Source organism: Streptomyces sp. NPDC094032 (assembly GCF_040303965.1).
GTDB lineage: Bacteria > Actinomycetota > Actinomycetes > Streptomycetales > Streptomycetaceae > Streptomyces.
In genome coordinates this window covers 63645-81959 of sequence record NZ_JBEOUE010000029.1, presented here as the reverse complement: position 1 = coordinate 81959, position 18315 = coordinate 63645, and the positions used below count along the sequence as shown (strand labels likewise).

Here is an 18315-nt window from a genome sequence, read left to right as displayed (position 1 = left end):
CCGGGCCCCGGCCCGCCCGCCCGCCCGCCCGCCCGCCCGCCCCTACCCCTCGTACCGCAGCGCCGCCGCGTACGCCTCGTCCGGGTCCAGGCGGCGGAGTTCCTCGGCGATGAGTTCGGCTGTGGTGCGGACCTTGAGGGCCATGACGCGGCTTGGCTGGCCGGGGATGGCCAGGTGGGCCACCGGGCCCTCGGGGCGGTCGATGCGGATCTCGCCATCGGGGGTGCCCATGCGGACGGCGGTGACGACCGGGCCGTCGGTGACCACCCGCTCGACCGGGACGTTCAGCCGGTCGCCGAACCAGCGGGCGAGGAGTTCGGCGCTCGGGTTGTCGGCCTCGCTCTCGACGGCGGCCGAGACCACCGTCGTACCGGCCTGGTCGAGGGCGGCCGCGAGGAGGGAGCGCCAGGGGGTGAGCCGGGTCCAGGCGAGGTCCGTGTCGCCGGGGGCGTACGAGGCGGCGCGCGTGGCGAGGGCGGCGAGCGGGTCCTCGACGGCGTAGGTGTCGGTGATCCGGCGCTGGGCGAGGGCGCCGAGGGGGTCCTCGGCGGGCACCGCGGGCGCGTCGACCGGCCACCAGACGACGATCGGCGCGTCCGGCAGGAGCAGGGGCAGGACGACGGAGTCGGCGCGGCGGCCGAGTTCGCCGTGGAGGCGGAGCAGGACGGTCTCGCCCGCCCCGGCGTCGGTGCCGACCCGGACCTCGGCGTCGAGGCGGGTCTCGTTGCGGTCGCGCATCGAGCGGGCGTTCCGCTTGATGACGACCAGGGTGCGCGAGGGGTGCTCGCGGGAGGCCTCGTTGGCCGCCTTCACCGCGTCGTAGGCGTGCTCCTCGTCGGTGACGATGACCAGGGTGAGCACGACACCGACGGCCGGCGTGCCGACGGCTCGGCGGGCCTCCAGGATCGCCTTGTTGATCTTGCTGGAGTTGGTGTCCGTGAGATCGATCCTCATGTCCGGCGCCCGTCCCTTCCCTCGCGTGTCCGCACGCGCTCACCCTGCTCCTACCGCAGCACCGGCCGGGCTCCGGATCTTCCCGCACCCTACCGAGGAGTTCAGGCCTCGCCGACCGAGAGCACCAGCTTGCCCCGGGTGTGCCCCTCGCTGCTGAGCCGCCACGCCTCGGGCGCGTCGCGCAGCGGAAGCACCTTCTCTACGGGGACGGTGAGCCTGCCCTGGTCGGCGAGGGCCGCGAGGGCCGTCAGGCCCGCGCCGTCGGGTCTCACCCAGACGTAGTGGCCGCCGAGGGCCGCCGCCCGGTGGTCGGCGACGGAGGCGAGGCGGGCGGGGGAGGCGAGGAGCGCGACGGAGACGTCGACGGCCTCGCCGCCGACGAAGTCGAGCGCCGCGTCGACTCCGCCCGGAGCCAGCTCCCGTACGCGCTCGGCGAGGCCGGGACCGTACGCGACGGGCTCGGCGCCCAGCTCGCGCAGGAAGGCGTGGTTGGCGGGGCTCGCGGTGCCGATGACCCGGGCGCCTCGGGCGAGCGCGAGCTGGGTGCCGAGGGAGCCGACGCCCCCGGCGGCGGCGTGCACCAGCACGGTGTCGCCCGCGCCGACGCCGACCCGGTCGGCGGCCTGGAGGGCGGTGAGTCCGGCCAGCGGCAGGCCCGCGGTCTGGGCCCAGCTCAGCGCGCGGGGCTTGCGGGCGAGCATGCGGACCTGGGCGGAGACCTTCTCCGCGTAGCCGCCGTGCTCGGCGCTGTCCTTGCGGATGTAGCCGAACACCTCGTCGCCCGGCGCGAACTCGGTGGAGTCGAGACCGTTGCGCTCGACCACCCCGGCGACGTCCCAGCCGGGGATCAGCGGGAAGTGGGCCACCATCAGCGGGTCGAGCCCGCCGGCGGCCAGCTTCCAGTCGACCGGGTTGACGCCCGCGGCCACCACCCGGACGAGGACCTCTCCGGGGGCGACCTTCGGATCCGGGAGGTCGACGAGCGCGAGGTCCTCGGGTCCGCCGTACCGGGGCAGGGTCATGGCCTTCACGGCGTCACCCCTCGGGGTCCGGGGCGGCCTCGTGCTCCGGCTCGGGTTCGGGGGCGGCCTGGGCCTGGGCGTCCGCCTGGGCCTGGGCGCGGCGGCCGACGACGGCCGCGGCGGCGAGCGCGGTGCCGACGAAGGCGACGGCGACCACCCAGGGGCGGTCGAGGACGTGCCCGGTGGCGTGGTCGAGGGAGTAGCGGCCCGCTCCGGCGACGCCGATGGCGGCCGCGGTGAAGCCGAGGAAGGCGGGGTACTCGTATCCCCCGCCCGAGGCGAAGAAGCCGGCCGGGGCGTGCACGGCGACCGCGCCCGCCATGGCGCCCGCGGCAGCGGCGCCCGCCGCCGGGGTGGCCAGGCCGAGGGCGAGCAGGGCGCCGCCGCCCGCTTCGCCGAGCCCGGCGGCGATGGCGCTCTCGCGGGCGGGCGAGAAGCCCATCGCCTCCATTCCCCTGGCGGTGCCCTCGATGCCGCCGCCGCCGAACCAGCCGAACAGCTTCTGGGTTCCGTGGGCGGCCAGGACGGCGCCGGTGCCGACCCGCAGGACGAGCAGTCCCAGGTCGCGGCGGTTGAGCGGGGTCATGGGGTCTCCCGGTGCGTGACGGGGTCGCGGCGGCTGCGGCGAACTCCACAGGTGTTCCCCACTCTGCTCCGGTCTGCTCCGACCGGCGCCCGGACCCGGTGCGCCGCTCCGCCATCCAGGTCATTTTTGGCATGTTTTGCGGCCTTCGCCCGGTGTTGCTTTAGTGAGAGCGCAGTTGCCCGCCCGAAGGAAGTGGGACGCATGACCGCCGATTCCCCGGAGACCGCCGCCCTGCGCGCGAGGATCCGCGAGCTGATGCCACGCGCCAAGGAGGATCTGACCGCGCTGGTCGCGATGCGCTCGGTCGCCGACCCCCGGCAGTTCCCGCCGGAGGAGTGCGCCAGGACCGCCGACTTCCTCGTACGGGCGTTCACGGAGGCCGGGCTGCGGGACATGCGGCGGGTGACCACCCCGGACGGCACGGACGCGGTGGTGGGGCACGCGCCGGGTCCCGAGGGCGCGCCGACGGTGCTCCTGTACTGCCACTACGACGTGCAGCCGCCGCTCGACGACGCCGCCTGGGAGACCCCGCCGTTCGAGCTGACCGAACGGAACGGGCGCTGGTACGGGCGGGGCACCGCCGACTGCAAGGGCAACATCGCCATGCACCTGACCGCCCTGCGCGCGCTCGGCGGCCCGGACGGCGACGGCTTCCCGGTCCACCTCAAGTTCGTCGCGGAGGGTTCGGAGGAGCAGGGCACCGGCGGCCTGGAGCAGTTGGTGCCGCAGCGTCCCGAACTCTTCGCCGCCGACGCCCTGCTGGTCTGCGACACCGGCAACTTCGCGCTCGGGCTGCCCACGGCGACCACCTCGCTGCGCGGCCTCACCAATGTGGTGGTGACCGTCTCCACGCTCAAGGGCGAGATGCACTCGGGCATGTTCGGCGGCCCCGCCCCGGACGCGCTCGCCGCGCTCGTACGGATCCTGGACAGCCTGCGCGACGAGGCCGGCAACACCACCGTCGAGGGCCTGGCCGGCGACGGGAGCTGGGACGGCGTCGCGTATCCCGTGGAGCAGTTCCGCGCCGACGTGGGCGCCCTCGACGGGGTGTCGCTGCTCGGCTCGGGCTCGGTCGCCGACGAGCTGTGGGCGCGGCCCGCGGTGACGGTGCTCGGCATCGACTGCCCGCCGGTGGTCGGCTCCTCGGCCGCCGTGCAGGCGAGGGTACGGGCCCGGGTCAGCCTCCGCGTGCCGCCCGGGGTCGACGCCGAGAAGGCGCGGGACGCGCTCACCGCCCATCTGCTCGCGGCGGCGCCCTGGGGCGCGCGGGTCGAGGTGGAGCCGGAGAGCGTGGGCCAGCCCTTCCGGGCCCGCACCGACGGGCCGGCCTACCGGGCGCTCGGCTCGGCGCTGAGCCGGGCGTACGGGAAGGACATGGTCCAGTCGGGGCAGGGCGGTTCGATCCCGCTGTGCAACGTGCTGGCCGGGCAGTTCCCGGAGGCGGAGATCGCCCTGATCGGGGTCGAGGAGCCCGGCTGCCTCATCCACGCGCCCAACGAGAGCGTGGACCCTTCCGAGATCGAGACGATGGCGCTGGCCGAGGCGCTGTTCCTGCGTACGTACGCGACCCCGCACTGAGGGCGCGCGAAGAGGAGTGGAGTGACGTCATGACACAGACGGACGACCGTCCCTCACGGGACGATCTGCCACCCGGACCGCTCGCCATGCTGGCGGGCGTCGCGTGGCAGGCCCTGCTGATCGCCGGCCTCATCGCCCTGATCCTGGGGGTGATGGTGCTGGCCTGGCCGAAGGCCACCCTGACCGTCGTCGGGGTGCTCTTCGGTATCTATCTGCTGGTCAGCGGTGTGCTTCAACTGGTCGCGGCCTTCGGCACGCACGCCAGGACCTCGCTGCGGGTGATGGCGTTCATCAGCGGCACGCTGGGCATCCTGCTCGGTCTGTTCTGCTTCCGGGGCGCGACGCAGTCGATCCTGCTGCTGGCGCTGTGGATCGGCATCGGCTGGCTGTTCCGCGGCATCATGCAGACGGTCGCGGCGGCCTCCGACCCGGCGATGCCGGCCCGGGGCTGGCAGATCGCGCTGGGCGTCATCAGCGCGCTGGCCGGTGTGGTGCTGATCGTCTCGCCGCTGACGTCGGTGGCGGTGCTGACCGTCCTCGGCGGCATCTGGCTGCTCGTGGTGGGCGTGGCGGAGATCGTGACCGCCTTCATGGTCCGCTCCCGCGCCAAGCAGATCCCGCGGGGCGTCTGACCCCAGGCCCCGGATCCGAGGCCCCGGCCCGCCCGGCCGGGGCCTCGGCGCGCTGCGCTACATTTTGCCGGTCCTTGACCGCGATCCCTCACGATCACTTCCTTCCGGAGCCGGCATTCCCATGAGCGACATCGTCAACGGCCTCGGCCGGGCCTCCGCGTACGGCGCCCTCGGCGTCGTCCTGCTGATCCTCGGCATCTTCCTGGTCGATCTGCTGACCCCCGGGAAGCTGGGGCGGCAGATCTGGGAGGACCGCAACCGCAACGCCGCGATACTCCTGTCCTCCGCGCTGCTCGGCATCGGCGGGATCGTCTTCACGTCGATCTGGACGACCTACGAGGACTTCGCCAAGGGCCTGGTCTCCACGGCCGCGTTCGGGCTGCTCGGTCTGGTGATGATGGCGGTCGCGTTCGTCGTGGTCGACCTGGTGACCCCGGGCAGGCTGGGCGCCACCCTGGTCGACCCCGAGCCGCACCCGGCGGTCTGGGTGACCGCCTCGTGCAACATCGCCGTCTCGGCGGTGCTCTCCGCCTCCATCGCCTGACGCCTCAGCGGCCCCGGCTCGGGGGGATCGCCCCGGCGTAGACGTGGTCCGGGGTCACGACCTCGGTGATCGCCCGGGCGAGCAGCGTGGACGGCTCCTGGCCCCCGACGAGCGAGTCGGTGTTGAGGATGACGACGAGGGTGGCCTTCCGCTCGGGCAGGTAGACCGTCACGGTCTCGTACCCCGGCAGCGAACCGTTGTGCCCGATCCAGCCGTTGGTGTTGAGGATGCCGAGGCCGTACGTGGTGCCGGGGAATCCGGTCGGCAGCGTCTTGAGCCGCTGTGCCTGGGTCTCCGGGCTGAGCAGGCGCCCGGTGGCGACGATCTCGGCCCAGCGGCGCAGGTCGCGCAGGTTCGAGGTCATCGCCCCGGCCGCCCAGCCCCAGCTGGGGTTCCAGTCCGTGGCGTCCTCGACCTTGCCGCTGAGCGTCTGGTCGGTGTAGCCGCGGGCGTGCGGCTCCGGGAACTCGGCGCCGTCCGGGAGCGCCGTGTCCTCCAGGTGCGAGGGCCGGAGCACCCGGTGGTCGAGGAACTCGGCGAGCGGCCGGCCGCCGACCTTCTCCACCACGAGCCCGAGCAGGACGAGGTTGGTGTTGGAGTACTGGAACTTCTCACCGGGCTTGAACGTGTTCTTGTGCTTGAAGCCGTACTTCAGCACCTCGGGCGGCGCCCACTGGCGCTCCGGCGCGCTCAGCAGCGCGTGGACGAAGGACGAGTCCGAGGTGTACGGGAAGAGCCCGCTGCGCATCTCGGCGAGGTGACGCAGGGTGATCTTGTGCCCGTTCGGGACGCCCCGGACGTACTTCTCGATCGGGTCGTCGAGTCCCACAAGACCGTCGTCCACGAGCTCCAGGAGCGCGGTGACCGTGAAGGTCTTGGTCTCGCTGCCGATCCGGACGTAGGTGTCGGTGAACATCGGCCGGCCGGTGGCCTTGTCGGCGACGCCGGTGGCGCGCACGTAGCAGCCCTTGCCGGGCATCCACAGACCGACGACCACGCCGGGGACCCGCGCCTGCTTCCGGACGTCCTCGATGGTCCGGTCAAGGCGGGCGGTCAGGTCGGGGCCGAGGCCGTCGTGCGGGCAGTCGTCGTGGCCGTACCCGCCGCCGTCCTGGGGCCCCGGGCTCGCGGCATGGACCGGTGTGGCGGGGGTCGCGGCCACCGGGGCCAGCACGGACGCCACGAGCAGCGTCGCGGCGAACAGCCGGCGGTACGGGGTACGTCGTCGCATGGCGGGGGCTTCCTCCGGGTCACGGGCTCGGACGGCCAGAGGACCACCGGGGCCCGGGAAGGGGCGCACCGCTCCCGGGCGTGTTCCGGGGAGTCCACTCGTTCGGAGCCGCACCGGGCCCAGGGCGGACCCGACCTAAGGCTCCCCCGGCCGGGCCGGCTCCACCTCCAGGAAGTGGCGTCGGCGTGGGCCCCGGTAGAGCAGGGCGTCCCAGCCGAGCCGGTCGAGGGCGGCGGCGCAGGCGGTCAGGGCGGACTCCTCCTGGTGAGCGGCGCCCGAGCCCGGCGGGCCGAGCCACTCGACCACGGCCGTGCCGGGCCGCTCGCCCGCCCGGACCCGGTAGCCGGTGGCGGTGCGGGCGCCGGTGCCGTCCAGCGCCGAGGGCGGCTGCCGGGCCGCCTCCAGGGCGAGGGCGACCGCCCGCACCGGCTGCCGCAGCTCCCACGCGGCGGGGCTCGCCGCCGGGTCGCCGCCCTGGCGGTTGGTCAGCCGTCGGATCTGGAGCAGCCCTTCGAACGCGGACCGCACCTCGCGCGAGCGCTGCGCCGCCTCCCCCTCCCCCTCGGGCGGCGCGGGCCCGTCCCCGGTGGCCGCTTCGAAGGTGCTCACAGCAGCCGCCGGATGTCGCCGCGGACCCGGTAGAAGCCGCCCGACGCCGGGTGCAGGGCGTCGACGACGTAGCGGGCGCCGGGCTCCCGGATGGCGCGCGGGAACTGCACGTTCCACCCGGGCTCGTACCCCTCCGTCACGACGTGGACCCGGGTCCTGCCGGCCTCCTGGACGCACTCCACGACGACCGAGCCGACGGGCGCGGCGCGGACCGCGTCGACGGCGGCGACGGTGGTCGCGGGCGCGTAGGTGGGCAGCGCGGCGGCCAGCTTGATGTCCTGGGCGACCGGGACGGTGCCCTGCTGGGCGGCGGCGATGGCGGCCTCGCTCGCGTCCACGCAGAGCAGCGAGCCGTCCGTGGTCACCAGGTAGAGGCGTTCGTCGCGGTACTGCATGGAGAGGGCCGAGCCGCCGCCGGTGCCCAGCTTCCACAGCCGGGTGCCGTCCTCGGCGAAGCAGTACACGGAGGAGGCGTTGTCCCCGGCGAAGACGAATCGGCCGCCGGGCGAGGTGGCGCACGAGTACACCGGGCTGTCGCAGCAGTAGACCGCCTCGGTGCGGCCGTCCTTCTTGGCGAGCCGGTGCACCTTGCGGCGGGCGGTGCCCGCGTAGACGGAGGTGTCCTCCTGCCAGCCGAAGAGCACCCCGCCCTCGGCGGGGGTGTGCCACAGCTCGCCGCCGCCGTCGGGGGCGTACGCCGTCACGCCCTCGCTGTCGCCGTAGTAGACGCCGGCGGTGTCCGCGCGCACCATCCAGGCGTGCTCGCCGCGGCCGGAGCGGGACCACTGGTGCTCGTCCTCGTGGTCGATGACGGTGAGCCGGCCGGAGCGGTCGGCGACGTCGAGGACGCCCTCGTGGATGTCGAGCCAGAAGATGTCGACGTCGGCGGCGATGTCGTAGGCGGCGAAGGGCAGCTTGGACGACAGGTCGTAGACCCGGCCGTCGTCGCAGCCCGCGTAGATCCAGAAGTCGTCGGCGACCAGGCACTTGACGCCGTCCGGGAGGCTGAAGCGGGCGTGCACCTCGCCGGTGTGGCCGAGGGTGAAGACCTCGCCCGCCTGGTTGCCCACCCAGCAGCGCTCGTCGTCGACGTGGATGCCGAAGGCCGCGGAGCCGGTGCGGAAGCGCCACAGGACGGGGGCGACGGCACGGGCGGTGGAGGGCGCGGAGCTGACGGCGCGGCGGCTGACCGCGCGGGCCGCGCGCTGTCCCTGGACCGCCGGCGCGTACCCCTTGCGGACCTTCTCCCCTATCTTCTTCGCCGCCGCGGCCTGCGCCTTCTCGACCGTGGCGAACGTCGAGGTCTGCGTCTGTCCGGCCGCGCCGATGCGTCCGTAACGGACCGACACCACCGTGCCGGTGATCGTCACTTCGTAGAACTTGTGCGCGCCGCCGCCGTCCTGGGACAGCTCCAGATAGGTCTTCGTCGTCATGTCGAGAACGGTAGGGGGAGCCTCTGACAATCACCCTCGGGCGACCCGGCGGGGCTCGTCCGGCACCGCGCCAGGGACTAAAGTCCGTCCGATTCGGGACTTTAGTCACGGCAATTCGGACATTAACCCCTGTGACGATGGTTCTGAAGATCATCAGACACGTCGTCACCTCGACGAGGGACGGCCGGAAGGGCCACATGACCGAGCGACAGAAGCGGCCCCTGCCCGTACGCGCGCGATGGCACGCCGACGGCATACCGATGGACGACCTGTTCCGGGCCGACCCCGCGGCACCCACCGCGACGCTCCCGGCGCTCTCCCAGCCGACCCGCTCCGCCCCGAGCCGCCCGTCCCTCCCGAACCGCCCCTCGCTCCCCCGGCCGGACGAGCCGCAGGGCCTGCCGCTGCGCCCGCCGCCGGACGACCCCGACCTGGTGGAGCGCGGCGGCCCGGCGCTCCCCGGCTGGCTGGCCGTCCTCGTCGCCCTGACCGCGCTCGGCGGCGCCGGGACCCTGCTGTGGCGGGCGCGCCCGTTGCGCACGATCCAGCTGGCGCCGTGGGAGTGGGCCGCGTTCGGCGGCTGCGTCGCCGTCGCGGTGCTCGCCCTCGGCGGGCTGACCCGGGGCAGGACCGGCTCCGCCTGGGTGCTCTCGCTCTTCGGCCGCTACCGGGGCAGCGTGCGGCGCACCGGGCTCGTCTGGATCAGCCCGTTCGTGCTGCGCCGCCGGATCGACGTACGGCTGCGGCACTGGCGCAGCGAGCCGATCGCCGTGGTCGACGCCGAGGGCGCGGCGCTGCGGGTGGTCGTCCTGGTGGTCTGGTCGGTGAAGGACACCGCGCGGGCGCTGCTCGCCGTGGACGACCATCTCGACTATCTGCGCGAGCAGGTGGAGGCGGCCGCCGCGCGCGTCCTGTCCCAGCTGCCCGCGGACGCGTTCCGGGGCGACGGGCCCACCCTGCGGGACGCGGAGGCGGTCGGCGGCACGCTGACCCGGCTGCTCGCGGCCGAGTGCCGGCCGGTCGGCGTCGCGGTCTTCTCGGCCCAGCCGACCCGGATCGAGTACGCGCCCGAGGTGGCGGCGGCGATGCAGCGGCGGCAGATCGCCGCGCTCGACGCCAAGCACCGCGACACCGTGCTGACCAGCGTGATCGACGCGGTGGACGACACGGTGACCCGGCTGACCTCGCGCGGTCTCGTGGAGCTCGACGACTTCGAACGCCAGGCCCTGGTCAAGGACCTGACCGTGGCCTTCTACACCCGGCGCGGCGGACTGGCCGAGAAGGGCCAGGAGTGAGCCCCGGCGCGCCCGGACGTCCCCACGGCACCGATCGCCCCCGAGAGAGCGAGGACACCATGGAACTGCGGACCCCCGACTTCACCGACGAGATAGCCGAGGCGGGCTGCGACTGCCCGGGCTGCGCGGCGGCCCGCACGGCCGCCCGCGCGGAGCGCGGCGGCGGCGCCGCGACCCTGCGCGGGGTGCGCTGCGCGGTCGTGGCGACGGTCGGCGCGGTGGCCCTCGCGGGCACCGGCGCGGGCACGGCGGCGGCCGAACCGGCCCCGTCGCACGCGGGCTGGGACGGCTCGCGCTACTGGTTCAAGAACGAGGCCGGCCAGTGGCGCTGGACCAGCCACTACGGCACGTACAAGCAGCGCGCGGGCGCGGTCGCGAAGGACCGGCCGGCGAAGGCCGCCCAGCAGCCGAAGCGCACCGGCGGCGAGCCCGTCTTCCCGGGGCGGCAGGGCTGGGACCCGGAGTACCGGGTGTACTGGTTCAAGAACGGCGGCCACTGGTACTGGACCAGCCACAAGGAGAAGTACGAGCGGCGCACCGGCGACAAGGGCGGGGGCTCGACGGGCGGTTCGGGCGTCTCGCGGGGCTGGACGACGCCGGTCTCCTCGTACGTCTTCACCGGCTACTACAAGCAGCCGGGCTCCTGGTCGAAGGGCTACCACACGGGCACGGACTTCGCTGTGCCGACCGGCACCGCGGTCCGCTCGGTCGGCCCCGGCCGGGTGGTGCACGCCGGCTACAACCGGAGCTACGGCTACGAGGTGGTGGTCCGGCACTCCGACGGGCGCTACACCCAGTACGCCCACCTCTCCCGTATCGACGTGTCGGCGGGCCAGAGCGTGTCGGCGGGCCAGCGCATCGCCCGCTCCGGGGCGACGGGCCGGGTGACGGGCCCGCACCTGCACTTCGAGGTGCGGACCACACCGTACTTCGGCTCGGACGTCAACCCGCTGGCCTACCTGCGGGCGCACGGGGTGCGCGTCTAGGCGGTCCTGCCGCAGCCTCAGCCGCCGTACGTCAACGGGTCCGCGAGGATGTCGCGCAGGACCAGGGCCGCCGCCCCACGGGCCGTGGTGGCGGTGGTCGAGGCGGGGCGCAGACGGGCGGCGGCGGGCGGCCAGAGCGCGGAGACGACCCGGCGGGCGAGTTCGGCCTCGGCGGCCGGGGCCAGCCAGGGCATGAGCCGGGGGTAGATGCCGCCGAGGACCACGGCCTGCGGGTCCAGGAGGTTCACGGCTCCGGAGAGGGCGACGCCGAGCATCCGGCCGGCCTCGTCGAGGGCGGCGAGGGTACGGGGGTCGGCGGCGGCGGCCCGTGCGGCGAGGGCGTCGAGCGAGCCCGCCCCGGCGGCCCGCAGCAGGGCGGGCTGGCCCGCGTACTGCTCCAGGCAGCCGTGCGAGCCGCAGCGGCAGCGGGGGCCGTCCGGGGTGACCGGAAGGTGCCCGATCTCGCCGGCGAACCCGTGGGCGCCGCGCAGGACTTCGCCGTCCAGGACGAGCGCGCCGCCGACCCCGATCTCGCCGGTGACGTGCAGGAAGCTGCGGATGCCGCCGAGGTCGCCGAACCACAGCTCGGCGAGGGCGGCGACGTTCGCCTCGTTGTCGGAGGCCACGGGCAGGCCGGGGGCGCCGGACGGGCGGGCCGTGGCGGCGGCGAGGGCGGCGCCGAACAGGGCGTCGGCGTCGACCCTGTTCCAGCCGAGGTTGGGGGCCTGCCGGACGGTGCCGCCGGAGACCAGGCCGGGCAGCGCGAGCCGTACGCCGGTGGGGCGCAGCTCCTGCCGGGCCGCCTCCGCCAGGACCTCGGCGGCGATGTCGGCGGCGCGGCGCAGCACCTCGTCGGCGGTGAGGGCGCGGTTGTCGAGCGGTACGGTGCGGCGCACCCGGTCGGCTCCGGTGAGGTCGGCGACGCACACGCTCACGTAGTCGACGTTGATCTCGACGCCGAGACCGGCCGGTCCGGTGCCGGCCGGTTTCAGGACGGTGCCGGGGCGCCCCGCCTGGCCGCTGAAGGTCTTGCCGGACTCGACCAGCAGCCCGCGCTCCAGGAGCTGTTCGGCCAGCGAGGAGACGGCGGCGCGGGTGAGGCCCACCCGGGCCGCGACGGCCGCCCGGGTCGTCTCCCCGGCCTCGTGCACGGTGCGCAGCACCAGGCTCAGGTTGTGCCGGCGTACGCCCGCCTTGTCGGCCTTGGGCTCCGAGGGGTGGTGGGGGCTGTTCATCGTGCGCAGAGCCTAACCGCAGGGCGCGCGAACGGTCCCCCGCGGGCACGGCCTACGGCGCGACGAAGAGCCCGGGGAAGCGCGGCCCGAGCCAGGGCTTGCGGCCCCAGGCGAGGGCGCGGCCGGTGGCCATGACCGGGACCGGGTCGATCCGGCCGAGCGCCATGAGCAGGAAGGCGACGGGCTCGGTGAGGACCGTGCAGTCGGGCCGGTCCAGGGGGCCGTGGGAGGTGGTGACCGTCCCGTCGGCGATGGTGACGCCGAACTGCGCCCCGCCCCACAGGCGTACCCGGTAGCGGGCGGTGAGCCCGGCGACGGCCGCGGGGTCGGCCACCCGGGGCATCACGCCGACCATGAACGGCAGGGTGAGCTCGACCCGGGTGCGGTCCACCATGTGCGGGCGGCCGAGGGCGCGGGCCAGGTCGTAGCCGTGGCCGAGCATGTGGGTGAGCAGGTAGGCGCCGAGCCGGGCGGGGTCGAGGGGGCCCATCGGGGTCTCCACGACCTCCTCGGGCGCCCGCTCCTCGATGACGTCGAGGAACGCGAGGGCCTGCTCGACGATGAGGTCGGCGAGGGGTCCGGCGGCCCGCTCGGGGAAGGCCGCCAGGGCCTCCTCGTTGGCGGCGGCGATGCCCTGCGCGGTGCCGTCGGCGTACGGGCGGGCGTGCCCCGCGGCGACCTCGGCCATCAGCCGGTTGGCCTGGCCGAGGTGGGCCGCGGTCTCGCCGACGGTCCATGTCAGCCGGGGCACGGGCAGCCCCGTGTCGGGCGCTGCGCGCAAGACGTCGGCGATGTCCCGCGCGGTGTCGCGTATCGCGTCCCCGAGCCCTTCCGGCAGCACACCCATGTCTCGCCCATTCCTCGCGCCCCGACGGATCAGGGCGCAAGAGTAGGGGGTGGAGCCCGTCCGTGACCAGGGGTAACCCCGGTCGGTCAGGCGCGGCTCAGCCGCAGGGTGAGCAGTTGGAACGGGCGCAGCACGACCGGCACCTCGTCGCCCTCGACCGGCACCTCCTCGTCCCGGGGGCGCTCCAGCAGGTCGCAGAGCCGCGCCCCGGCGAGCGCGAAGCTGGCGGAGAGGCGGGTGCGGGCACGGCCGCCGCCCGCCTCGTAGAGCCGTACGACCACGTCGCCGCTCCCGTCGTCGGCCAGCTTCACGGCGCTGACCACCACGGCCGGGTCGGCCACGCCCACCAGCGGTGCCACGTCGGCGGAGCCGGGCACCCGCCGCTCGGGCAGGTTGATCAGATATCCCTCGCGGACGGCGTCGCCGATGCCCGCGCCCGGGACGAGGGCGTGCCGGAAGCGGTGCGTGCCCTGGTCGGTGTGCGGGTCGGGGAAGCGCGGGGCGCGCAGCAGGGAGGCCCGGACGGTGGTCGTGGTGCCGTGGTCGGCGGGCCGTACGGTCCGGGTGACGTCGTGGCCGTACGTCGAGGCGGTGACGAGGGCGACGCCCCAGCCGGGCTCCTCGAAGTGCACGAACTTGTGGTTGCAGGCCTCGAACTTGGCCGCCTCCCAGCTGGTGTTGGCGTGGGTGGGCCGGTACAGGTGGCCGAACTGGGTCTCGGCGGCGTAGCGGTCGGTGTGCAGGTCGAGCGGGAAGGCGGCCTTGAGGAACTTCTCGGTCTCGTGCCAGTCCACCTCGGTGTCGAGGTCGAGCCGCTTGGCCCCGGCGGTCAGGGTGAGGGTCTGGACGGCGCGGGAGGCGCCGAAGGAGCGGGTGACGCGGACGGCGACGGCCCCCGCCGTGTCGGCGGTGACGGTGAGCTCGTCGACACCGGTGAGGTCGGTGACGGTGTTGCGGTAGAAGCGGTCGACGTCCCAGGCGTCCCACATGTTGGGGAAGTCCGGGTGGATCTGGAGCAGGTTGGCGGCGGCGCCGGGTGCGACCGTCTCGCGTCCCGTGTCGAGGTCGACGACGGAGACGAGCAGCCCGCGCGCGTCGACGACGGCCCGCAGCAGTCCGTTGCCGAGGACGAAGCCGCCCTCGGGGCGGGCGGTGACCGTGCACCGGCCGGGGGCCTGGGGCAGTTCAGCGGCGCGGCGGGCGCCGCCGGCGGGGACGCCGCCGCGCGGGTGCGGGGCGCCGTTGAAGACGACCTCGCCGTCCGCCGGACCGTCCCCGGCGAGGGCCCGCTGGGCGCGGTCGACGAGCGCGGTCAGCTCCTCGGCCACGGCCGCGTAGGTCCGCTCGGCCTCCCGGTGCACCCAGGCGATGGACGAGCCGGGCAGGATGTCGTGGAACTGGTGCAGCAGCACCGTCTTCCAGATCCGGTCCAACTCCGCGTACGGGTAAGGGAGTCCGGTCCGCACGGCGGCGGTGGCGCACCACAGCTCGGCCTCGCGCAGCAGGTTCTCGCTCGCCCGGTTGCCCTGCTTGGTCCGCGCCTGGCTGGTGAGGGTCGCCCGGTGCAGCTCCAGGTAGAGCTCCCCCACCCAGACGGGCGGGTCGGGGTACTCGGCCTGCGCCTTGGCGAAGAACTCGGCGGGCCGCTCCCACCGCACCCGGGCGGAGCCCTCCAGGTCGCGCAGCCGGGCCGCCTTGGCGATCATCTCGCGGGTGGTGCCGCCGCCCCCGTCGCCCCAGCCGGTGGGCGCGATGGAGTGCCGGGCGCGGCCCTTGTCCTTGAAGTTGCGGACGGCGTGGGCGATCTCCTTGCCCTGCATGGAGCAGTTGTACGTGTCGACGGGCGGGAAGTGGGTGTAGATCCGGGTGCCGTCGACGCCCTCCCACCAGAAGGTGTGGTGCGGGAAGGAGTTGACCTGGCTCCAGGAGATCTTCTGGGTCAGGAGCCACTTCGAACCGGCCTCCTTGATGATCTGCGGGAGCCCGCCGGCGAAGCCGAAGGTGTCCGGCAGCCAGGCCTCCTGGTTCTCGACGCCGAACTCGTCCAGGAAGAAGCGCTTGCCGTGCGTGAACTGACGGGCCATCGCCTCCGAGGAGGGCATGTTGGTGTCGGACTCGACCCACATGCCGCCGGCCGGGACGAAGCGGCCCTCGGCGACGGCCTTCTTGACCCGGGCGTAGACCTCGGGCCGGTGCTCCTTGATCCAGGCGTACTGCTGGGCCTGGGACATCGTGTAGACGAAGTCGGGCTCGTCCTCCAGGAGGGCGGTCATGTTGGCGGTGGTGCGGGCCACCTTGCGGACGGTCTCGCGCAGCGGCCACAGCCAGGCGGAGTCGATGTGGGCGTGCCCGACGGCGCTGATCCGGTGCGCGGAGGGCTCGGCGGGCGAGGCGAGGACCCCGGCCAGCTCGGTCCGGGCGGCGGCGGCCGTACCGCCCACGTCCTGGAGGTCGAGCGCGTCCAGGGCCCGCTCGACGGCGCGCAGGATCTCCCAGCGGCGGGCGCCCTCGACGGGGAGCTCGGCCATCAGCTCGCCGAGCACCTCCAGGTCGGCGACGAGCTGCCAGACGGTCTCGTCGAAGACGGCGAGGTCCATCCGCGCCAGCCGGTACTGCGGGGTGTCGCCCGCGGTGTCCTGGTCGCCGAGGCCGGTGGGCAGGAAGGGGTGGTAGTCGAGGATGACGGGGTTGGCCGCGGCCTCGACGTGCAGCAGCACCTCCTCGCCGCCGCGCGCCGGTGCCGCGATCCGCACCCACTGGTTGCGCGGGTTGAGTCCCTTCACGGGGCTGCCGTCGGGCCGGTAGACCAGGCCCTCGCACTGGAAGCCGGGCATGTTGGCGTCGAAGCCCAGGTCGATCAGCGCCTCGACGGTGCGGCCGGCCCACTCCTCGGGCACTGTCCCGGACACGGTGAGCCAGCTGGTGGACCAGGGCGCGCCCCAGGCGTCGCCGACCCCGATCGGGGTCCTGGGCGCGGCGAGCCCCTCGGCGACGGGCACGGGTTCGCCGGGGGCGGTCCAGATGCCCACCTGGAGGGGCACGGAGGCGGGGTACACGGCGGGGCGGACGCGTTCGTCGAGGACGCGCTTGAGCCGGTTCTCGACGAGGCTGCGGTCGTCATGCATGGGCGGGAGTCTCCGGATCGCGAAGGGGACGGACGGAGGGGCGGGAGGGGCGGCGGCGCGGCGGGGCCGCCGTACGGGCTCAGTGCGCCGCGTCGACGGTGACGAGCTCGGTGATCCCCCGGGCGGTGAGGTACGCGGGGTCGTCGGCGCGCGCCGCGAGGACCACGGCCGGGCGGGCGCCGTCGGCGGCGAGCCGCATGAACGCCTCGAAGTACGCGCCGCCGGGGGCGCACGCGGAGCGTTTCGGCCCGTCGTCGGGCAGGTCGAGCACGAGTGCCGTGGAGCGGGGGGCCGGGGTCCTGCCGCCGGCGCGGGCCTCGGCGACGGCGTCGGCGAGCGCCCGGCCGGCCGGCTTGACCCGGCGGTCGGTGGTCAACAGGCCCAGGCTGTATTCCAGTTCGGGGAAGTCGGCGAGCGAGCGGTCGACGTCGTGGGAGCACCACCACGTGATACCCCACAGATCGGGGCAGTCGAGCGCGGCGGCGACGGTCGTCCGGGTGAATTCGGCCGCGCGGTCGGCGGCGATGTGCGGGGCGGGGGCGCCGACCTCCTGGAGCCAGACGGGCCGCCGGGGGTCGGTGGCCCAGGCCTTGGAGAGTTCGACCAGGTAGGCGGCGTGCTGGGCGACGGCCGTGGAGTCGGGGCCGTAGCGCTGGGCGGTGCCGTTGAAGACCCAGGAGTGGACGGCGGTGGCGGCGCCGATCCGGGCGGCGTGGGCGGGGGTGAAGGGGTGGTCGTCCTGGTACCAGGCGGCGTCGTACTCGGCGTGCAGGTGGAGCCGCCCGGGGGCGCCCTCCTCGCAGGCGGCCAGCATCCGGCGCAGCCAGCTCCCGGCCTCGTCGGGGGTGATCCGGTCGGGGTCGGGGTGGGGGTCGCCGGAGAACTGGTTGATCTCGTTGCCGACGGTCATGCCGAGAAAGTTGGGCCGGTCGGCGAGGGCGGCGGCGAGGGTGCGCAGGTAGGCGCGCTGTCCGTCGACGGCCTCGGGGTCGGTGAAGAGGTTCCGCCGGTGCCAGGTCCGGGTCCAGGCTGGCAGGAAGTCGAAGCTGGAGAGGTGGCCCTGGAGTCCGTCGACGGCGACGTCCAGGCCGCGTTCCCCGGCGGCGTCGACGAGCTGGACGAGCTGCTCGACGGCGCGGGGGCGGATCAGGGTGCGGTTGGGCTGGAAGAGCGGCCAGAGCGGGAAGGCGCGGATGTGGTCGAGGCCGAGGGCGGCGACGGAGTCCAGGTCGGCGCGTACGGCGTCGAGGTCGAAGTCGAGCCAGTGGTGGAACCAGCCCTGGCTGGGGGTGTAGTTGACGCCGAAGCGCGGACCGGTGCGGTGCTGACGGTTGGTCATGCGGGCTGGGGTTCCTTCGCGAAGGAGGAGTGCGGGATACCGAAGGGGGTGGTGGCGGGTCATCCCTTGACCGCGCCCTCCTCGACCCCCTTGAAGAAGAAGCGCTGGAGCACCGCGAACACGGCGACGACCGGCAGGAAGGCGATCATGGTGCCGGCGGCGATCTGCCGGGGGTTGGCGGTGAACGTGCCGTCGAGGTACTGGAGTCCGACCGTGAGGGTGTAGCGGCTGGGGTCGCTGAGCACGATCAGCGGCCAGAGGAAGTCGTCCCAGGACTGGATGAAGGTGAAGATCACGACGACGCTCAGCATCCCGCGCACGCCGGGCAGCGCGATGTGCCAGAGGCGTTGCCAGACGGTGGCGCCGTCGACGAGCGCGGCGGCGTCGAGCTCGGGCGGGACGGCGCGGAAGGCGGTGTACATGAGCAGCACGTTGAGCATGCCGATCGCCCCGGGCAGGGCCACGCCGAGGAGGGTGTCGGTGAGTCCGAGGCTGCGGACCGTCACGTACTGGGAGACGATGGTGACCTCGCCGGGCAGGACCAGGGTCGCGACGAAGAGGCCGAGCGCGAGCCGGGCTCCCCTGAACCGCAGCCGGGCCAGGGCGTATCCGGCGAGGGTGGCGCCGACGACGTTTCCGAGGACGGCGATCCCCGCCACGGTCAGCGAGTTCGCCGCGTAGCTCCACACCGGGACGGTGTCGGCGACCTTGGCGTAGTTGTCGAGGGTGAGGTCCTCGGGCAGGAAGCGGGGTGTGCGGGAGAAGACGTCCTCTCCGGGGCCCTTGAGCGAGGTGGACAGCTGCCAGAGGAAGGGGCCGACGGTGAGGAGCAGGACGAGGACGAGCAGGAGGTAGCGGACCGCCTTCTCGGCGGTGGAGGGCGTGCGGCTCAGGGCCAT

General features: G+C 74.3%; 15 protein-coding genes and 1 pseudogene. 5 read left to right on the top strand and 11 right to left on the bottom strand.

What is annotated here, in order from left to right:
* Nucleotides 1-42: 42 nt before the first annotated feature.
* The 3 genes from opcA to ABTZ54_RS30610 all read right to left on the bottom strand — a co-directional run bounded on the left by opcA (nt 43) and on the right by ABTZ54_RS30610 (nt 2562).
* The gene (opcA, locus tag ABTZ54_RS30620; protein ID WP_351669392.1) at nt 43-954 is read right to left on the bottom strand and encodes a glucose-6-phosphate dehydrogenase assembly protein OpcA; all 912 of its coding nucleotides are present in this window, start codon (nt 952-954) and stop codon (nt 43-45) included.
* A 101-nt stretch (nt 955-1055) separates the two neighbouring features.
* Nucleotides 1056-1985 carry an NADP-dependent oxidoreductase gene (locus ABTZ54_RS30615; protein ID WP_351669390.1) on the bottom strand — a complete coding sequence of 310 codons (930 nt, stop codon included), beginning with the start codon at nt 1983-1985 and terminating at the stop codon, nt 1056-1058.
* A gap of 4 nt (nt 1986-1989) precedes the next feature.
* Nucleotides 1990-2562, bottom strand: a complete 573-nt coding sequence (locus tag ABTZ54_RS30610; RefSeq protein WP_351669388.1) for a DoxX family membrane protein — start codon at nt 2560-2562, stop codon at nt 1990-1992.
* A gap of 201 nt (nt 2563-2763) precedes the next feature.
* On the opposite strand from ABTZ54_RS30610, the gene ABTZ54_RS30605 reads away from it, so the two are divergent.
* The 3 genes from ABTZ54_RS30605 to ABTZ54_RS30595 all read left to right on the top strand — a co-directional run bounded on the left by ABTZ54_RS30605 (nt 2764) and on the right by ABTZ54_RS30595 (nt 5316).
* Nucleotides 2764-4140 carry a dipeptidase gene (locus tag ABTZ54_RS30605; protein ID WP_351669386.1) on the top strand — a complete coding sequence of 459 codons (1377 nt, stop codon included), beginning with the start codon at nt 2764-2766 and terminating at the stop codon, nt 4138-4140.
* Nucleotides 4141-4169: 29 nt separating this feature from the next.
* Complete coding sequence (locus ABTZ54_RS30600; protein ID WP_351669384.1) at nt 4170-4772, top strand: HdeD family acid-resistance protein; 603 nt, start codon at nt 4170-4172, stop codon at nt 4770-4772.
* 121 nt (nt 4773-4893) lie between these two features.
* Nucleotides 4894-5316 carry a DUF350 domain-containing protein gene (locus ABTZ54_RS30595; RefSeq protein WP_351669382.1) on the top strand — a complete coding sequence of 141 codons (423 nt, stop codon included), beginning with the start codon at nt 4894-4896 and terminating at the stop codon, nt 5314-5316.
* A gap of 4 nt (nt 5317-5320) precedes the next feature.
* Here ABTZ54_RS30595 and ABTZ54_RS30590 read toward each other — a convergent pair whose 3' ends face one another.
* The 3 genes from ABTZ54_RS30590 to ABTZ54_RS30580 form a co-directional block, all read right to left on the bottom strand.
* Nucleotides 5321-6547: a serine hydrolase domain-containing protein gene (locus ABTZ54_RS30590; protein ID WP_351669380.1), complete on the bottom strand. Its 1227-nt coding sequence runs from the start codon at nt 6545-6547 to the stop codon at nt 5321-5323.
* Nucleotides 6548-6682: 135 nt separating this feature from the next.
* Nucleotides 6683-7156, bottom strand: coding sequence for a hypothetical protein (locus ABTZ54_RS30585; protein WP_351669378.1), 474 nt, complete (start codon nt 7154-7156; stop codon nt 6683-6685).
* Entirely contained in the window at nt 7153-8589 is a 1437-nt protein-coding gene (locus ABTZ54_RS30580) for a WGR domain-containing protein (RefSeq protein WP_351669376.1), read from the bottom strand. Before ABTZ54_RS30580 ends, ABTZ54_RS30585 begins: the two co-directional genes overlap by 4 nt.
* Before the next feature lie 197 nt (nt 8590-8786).
* Here ABTZ54_RS30580 and ABTZ54_RS30575 point away from each other — a divergent pair, with 197 nt between their 5' ends.
* Both ABTZ54_RS30575 and ABTZ54_RS30570 read left to right on the top strand, forming a co-directional pair.
* A complete protein-coding gene (locus ABTZ54_RS30575; RefSeq protein WP_351669374.1) occupies nt 8787-9884 on the top strand; it encodes an SPFH domain-containing protein in 1098 nt (365 codons plus the stop codon).
* A gap of 638 nt (nt 9885-10522) precedes the next feature.
* A pseudogene (locus tag ABTZ54_RS30570) lies at nt 10523-10870 on the top strand (M23 family metallopeptidase); the annotation flags it as partial.
* A gap of 17 nt (nt 10871-10887) precedes the next feature.
* Here ABTZ54_RS30570 and ABTZ54_RS30565 read toward each other — a convergent pair.
* The 5 genes from ABTZ54_RS30565 to ABTZ54_RS30545 all read right to left on the bottom strand — a co-directional run bounded on the left by ABTZ54_RS30565 (nt 10888) and on the right by ABTZ54_RS30545 (nt 18315).
* Nucleotides 10888-12105 carry an ROK family protein gene (locus ABTZ54_RS30565; RefSeq protein WP_351669372.1) on the bottom strand — a complete coding sequence of 406 codons (1218 nt, stop codon included), beginning with the start codon at nt 12103-12105 and terminating at the stop codon, nt 10888-10890.
* Between the two features lie 52 nt (nt 12106-12157).
* The gene (locus ABTZ54_RS30560; RefSeq protein ID WP_351669371.1) at nt 12158-12952 is read right to left on the bottom strand and encodes a maleylpyruvate isomerase family mycothiol-dependent enzyme; all 795 of its coding nucleotides are present in this window, start codon (nt 12950-12952) and stop codon (nt 12158-12160) included.
* A gap of 86 nt (nt 12953-13038) precedes the next feature.
* On the bottom strand, nt 13039-16077 hold the full coding sequence (locus ABTZ54_RS30555) for an alpha-mannosidase (protein ID WP_351669369.1): 3039 nt from the start codon (nt 16075-16077) through the stop codon (nt 13039-13041).
* Nucleotides 16078-16156: 79 nt separating this feature from the next.
* A complete protein-coding gene (locus ABTZ54_RS30550; RefSeq protein ID WP_351669359.1) occupies nt 16157-17416 on the bottom strand; it encodes a glycoside hydrolase 5 family protein in 1260 nt (419 codons plus the stop codon).
* A 59-nt stretch (nt 17417-17475) separates the two neighbouring features.
* Nucleotides 17476-18315 (bottom strand): carbohydrate ABC transporter permease, encoded by an 840-nt coding sequence (locus ABTZ54_RS30545; RefSeq protein WP_351669357.1) that lies wholly within the window; start codon nt 18313-18315, stop codon nt 17476-17478.

Coding starts and splice junctions, on each gene's coding strand:
- opcA (WP_351669392.1), bottom strand. CDS start 954: ATGAGGATCGATCTCACGGACACCAACTCCAGCAAGATCAACAAGGCG.
- ABTZ54_RS30610 (WP_351669388.1), bottom strand. CDS start 2,562: ATGACCCCGCTCAACCGCCGCGACCTGGGACTGCTCGTCCTGCGGGTC.
- ABTZ54_RS30605 (WP_351669386.1), top strand. CDS start 2,764: ATGACCGCCGATTCCCCGGAGACCGCCGCCCTGCGCGCGAGGATCCGC.
- ABTZ54_RS30600 (WP_351669384.1), top strand. CDS start 4,170: ATGACACAGACGGACGACCGTCCCTCACGGGACGATCTGCCACCCGGA.
- ABTZ54_RS30595 (WP_351669382.1), top strand. CDS start 4,894: ATGAGCGACATCGTCAACGGCCTCGGCCGGGCCTCCGCGTACGGCGCC.
- ABTZ54_RS30590 (WP_351669380.1), bottom strand. CDS start 6,547: ATGCGACGACGTACCCCGTACCGCCGGCTGTTCGCCGCGACGCTGCTC.
- ABTZ54_RS30580 (WP_351669376.1), bottom strand. CDS start 8,589: ATGACGACGAAGACCTATCTGGAGCTGTCCCAGGACGGCGGCGGCGCG.
- ABTZ54_RS30575 (WP_351669374.1), top strand. CDS start 8,787: ATGACCGAGCGACAGAAGCGGCCCCTGCCCGTACGCGCGCGATGGCAC.
- ABTZ54_RS30565 (WP_351669372.1), bottom strand. CDS start 12,105: ATGAACAGCCCCCACCACCCCTCGGAGCCCAAGGCCGACAAGGCGGGC.
- ABTZ54_RS30560 (WP_351669371.1), bottom strand. CDS start 12,952: ATGGGTGTGCTGCCGGAAGGGCTCGGGGACGCGATACGCGACACCGCG.
- ABTZ54_RS30555 (WP_351669369.1), bottom strand. CDS start 16,077: ATGCATGACGACCGCAGCCTCGTCGAGAACCGGCTCAAGCGCGTCCTC.
- ABTZ54_RS30550 (WP_351669359.1), bottom strand. CDS start 17,416: ATGACCAACCGTCAGCACCGCACCGGTCCGCGCTTCGGCGTCAACTAC.
- ABTZ54_RS30545 (WP_351669357.1), bottom strand. CDS start 18,315: ATGGCCCTGAGCCGCACGCCCTCCACCGCCGAGAAGGCGGTCCGCTAC.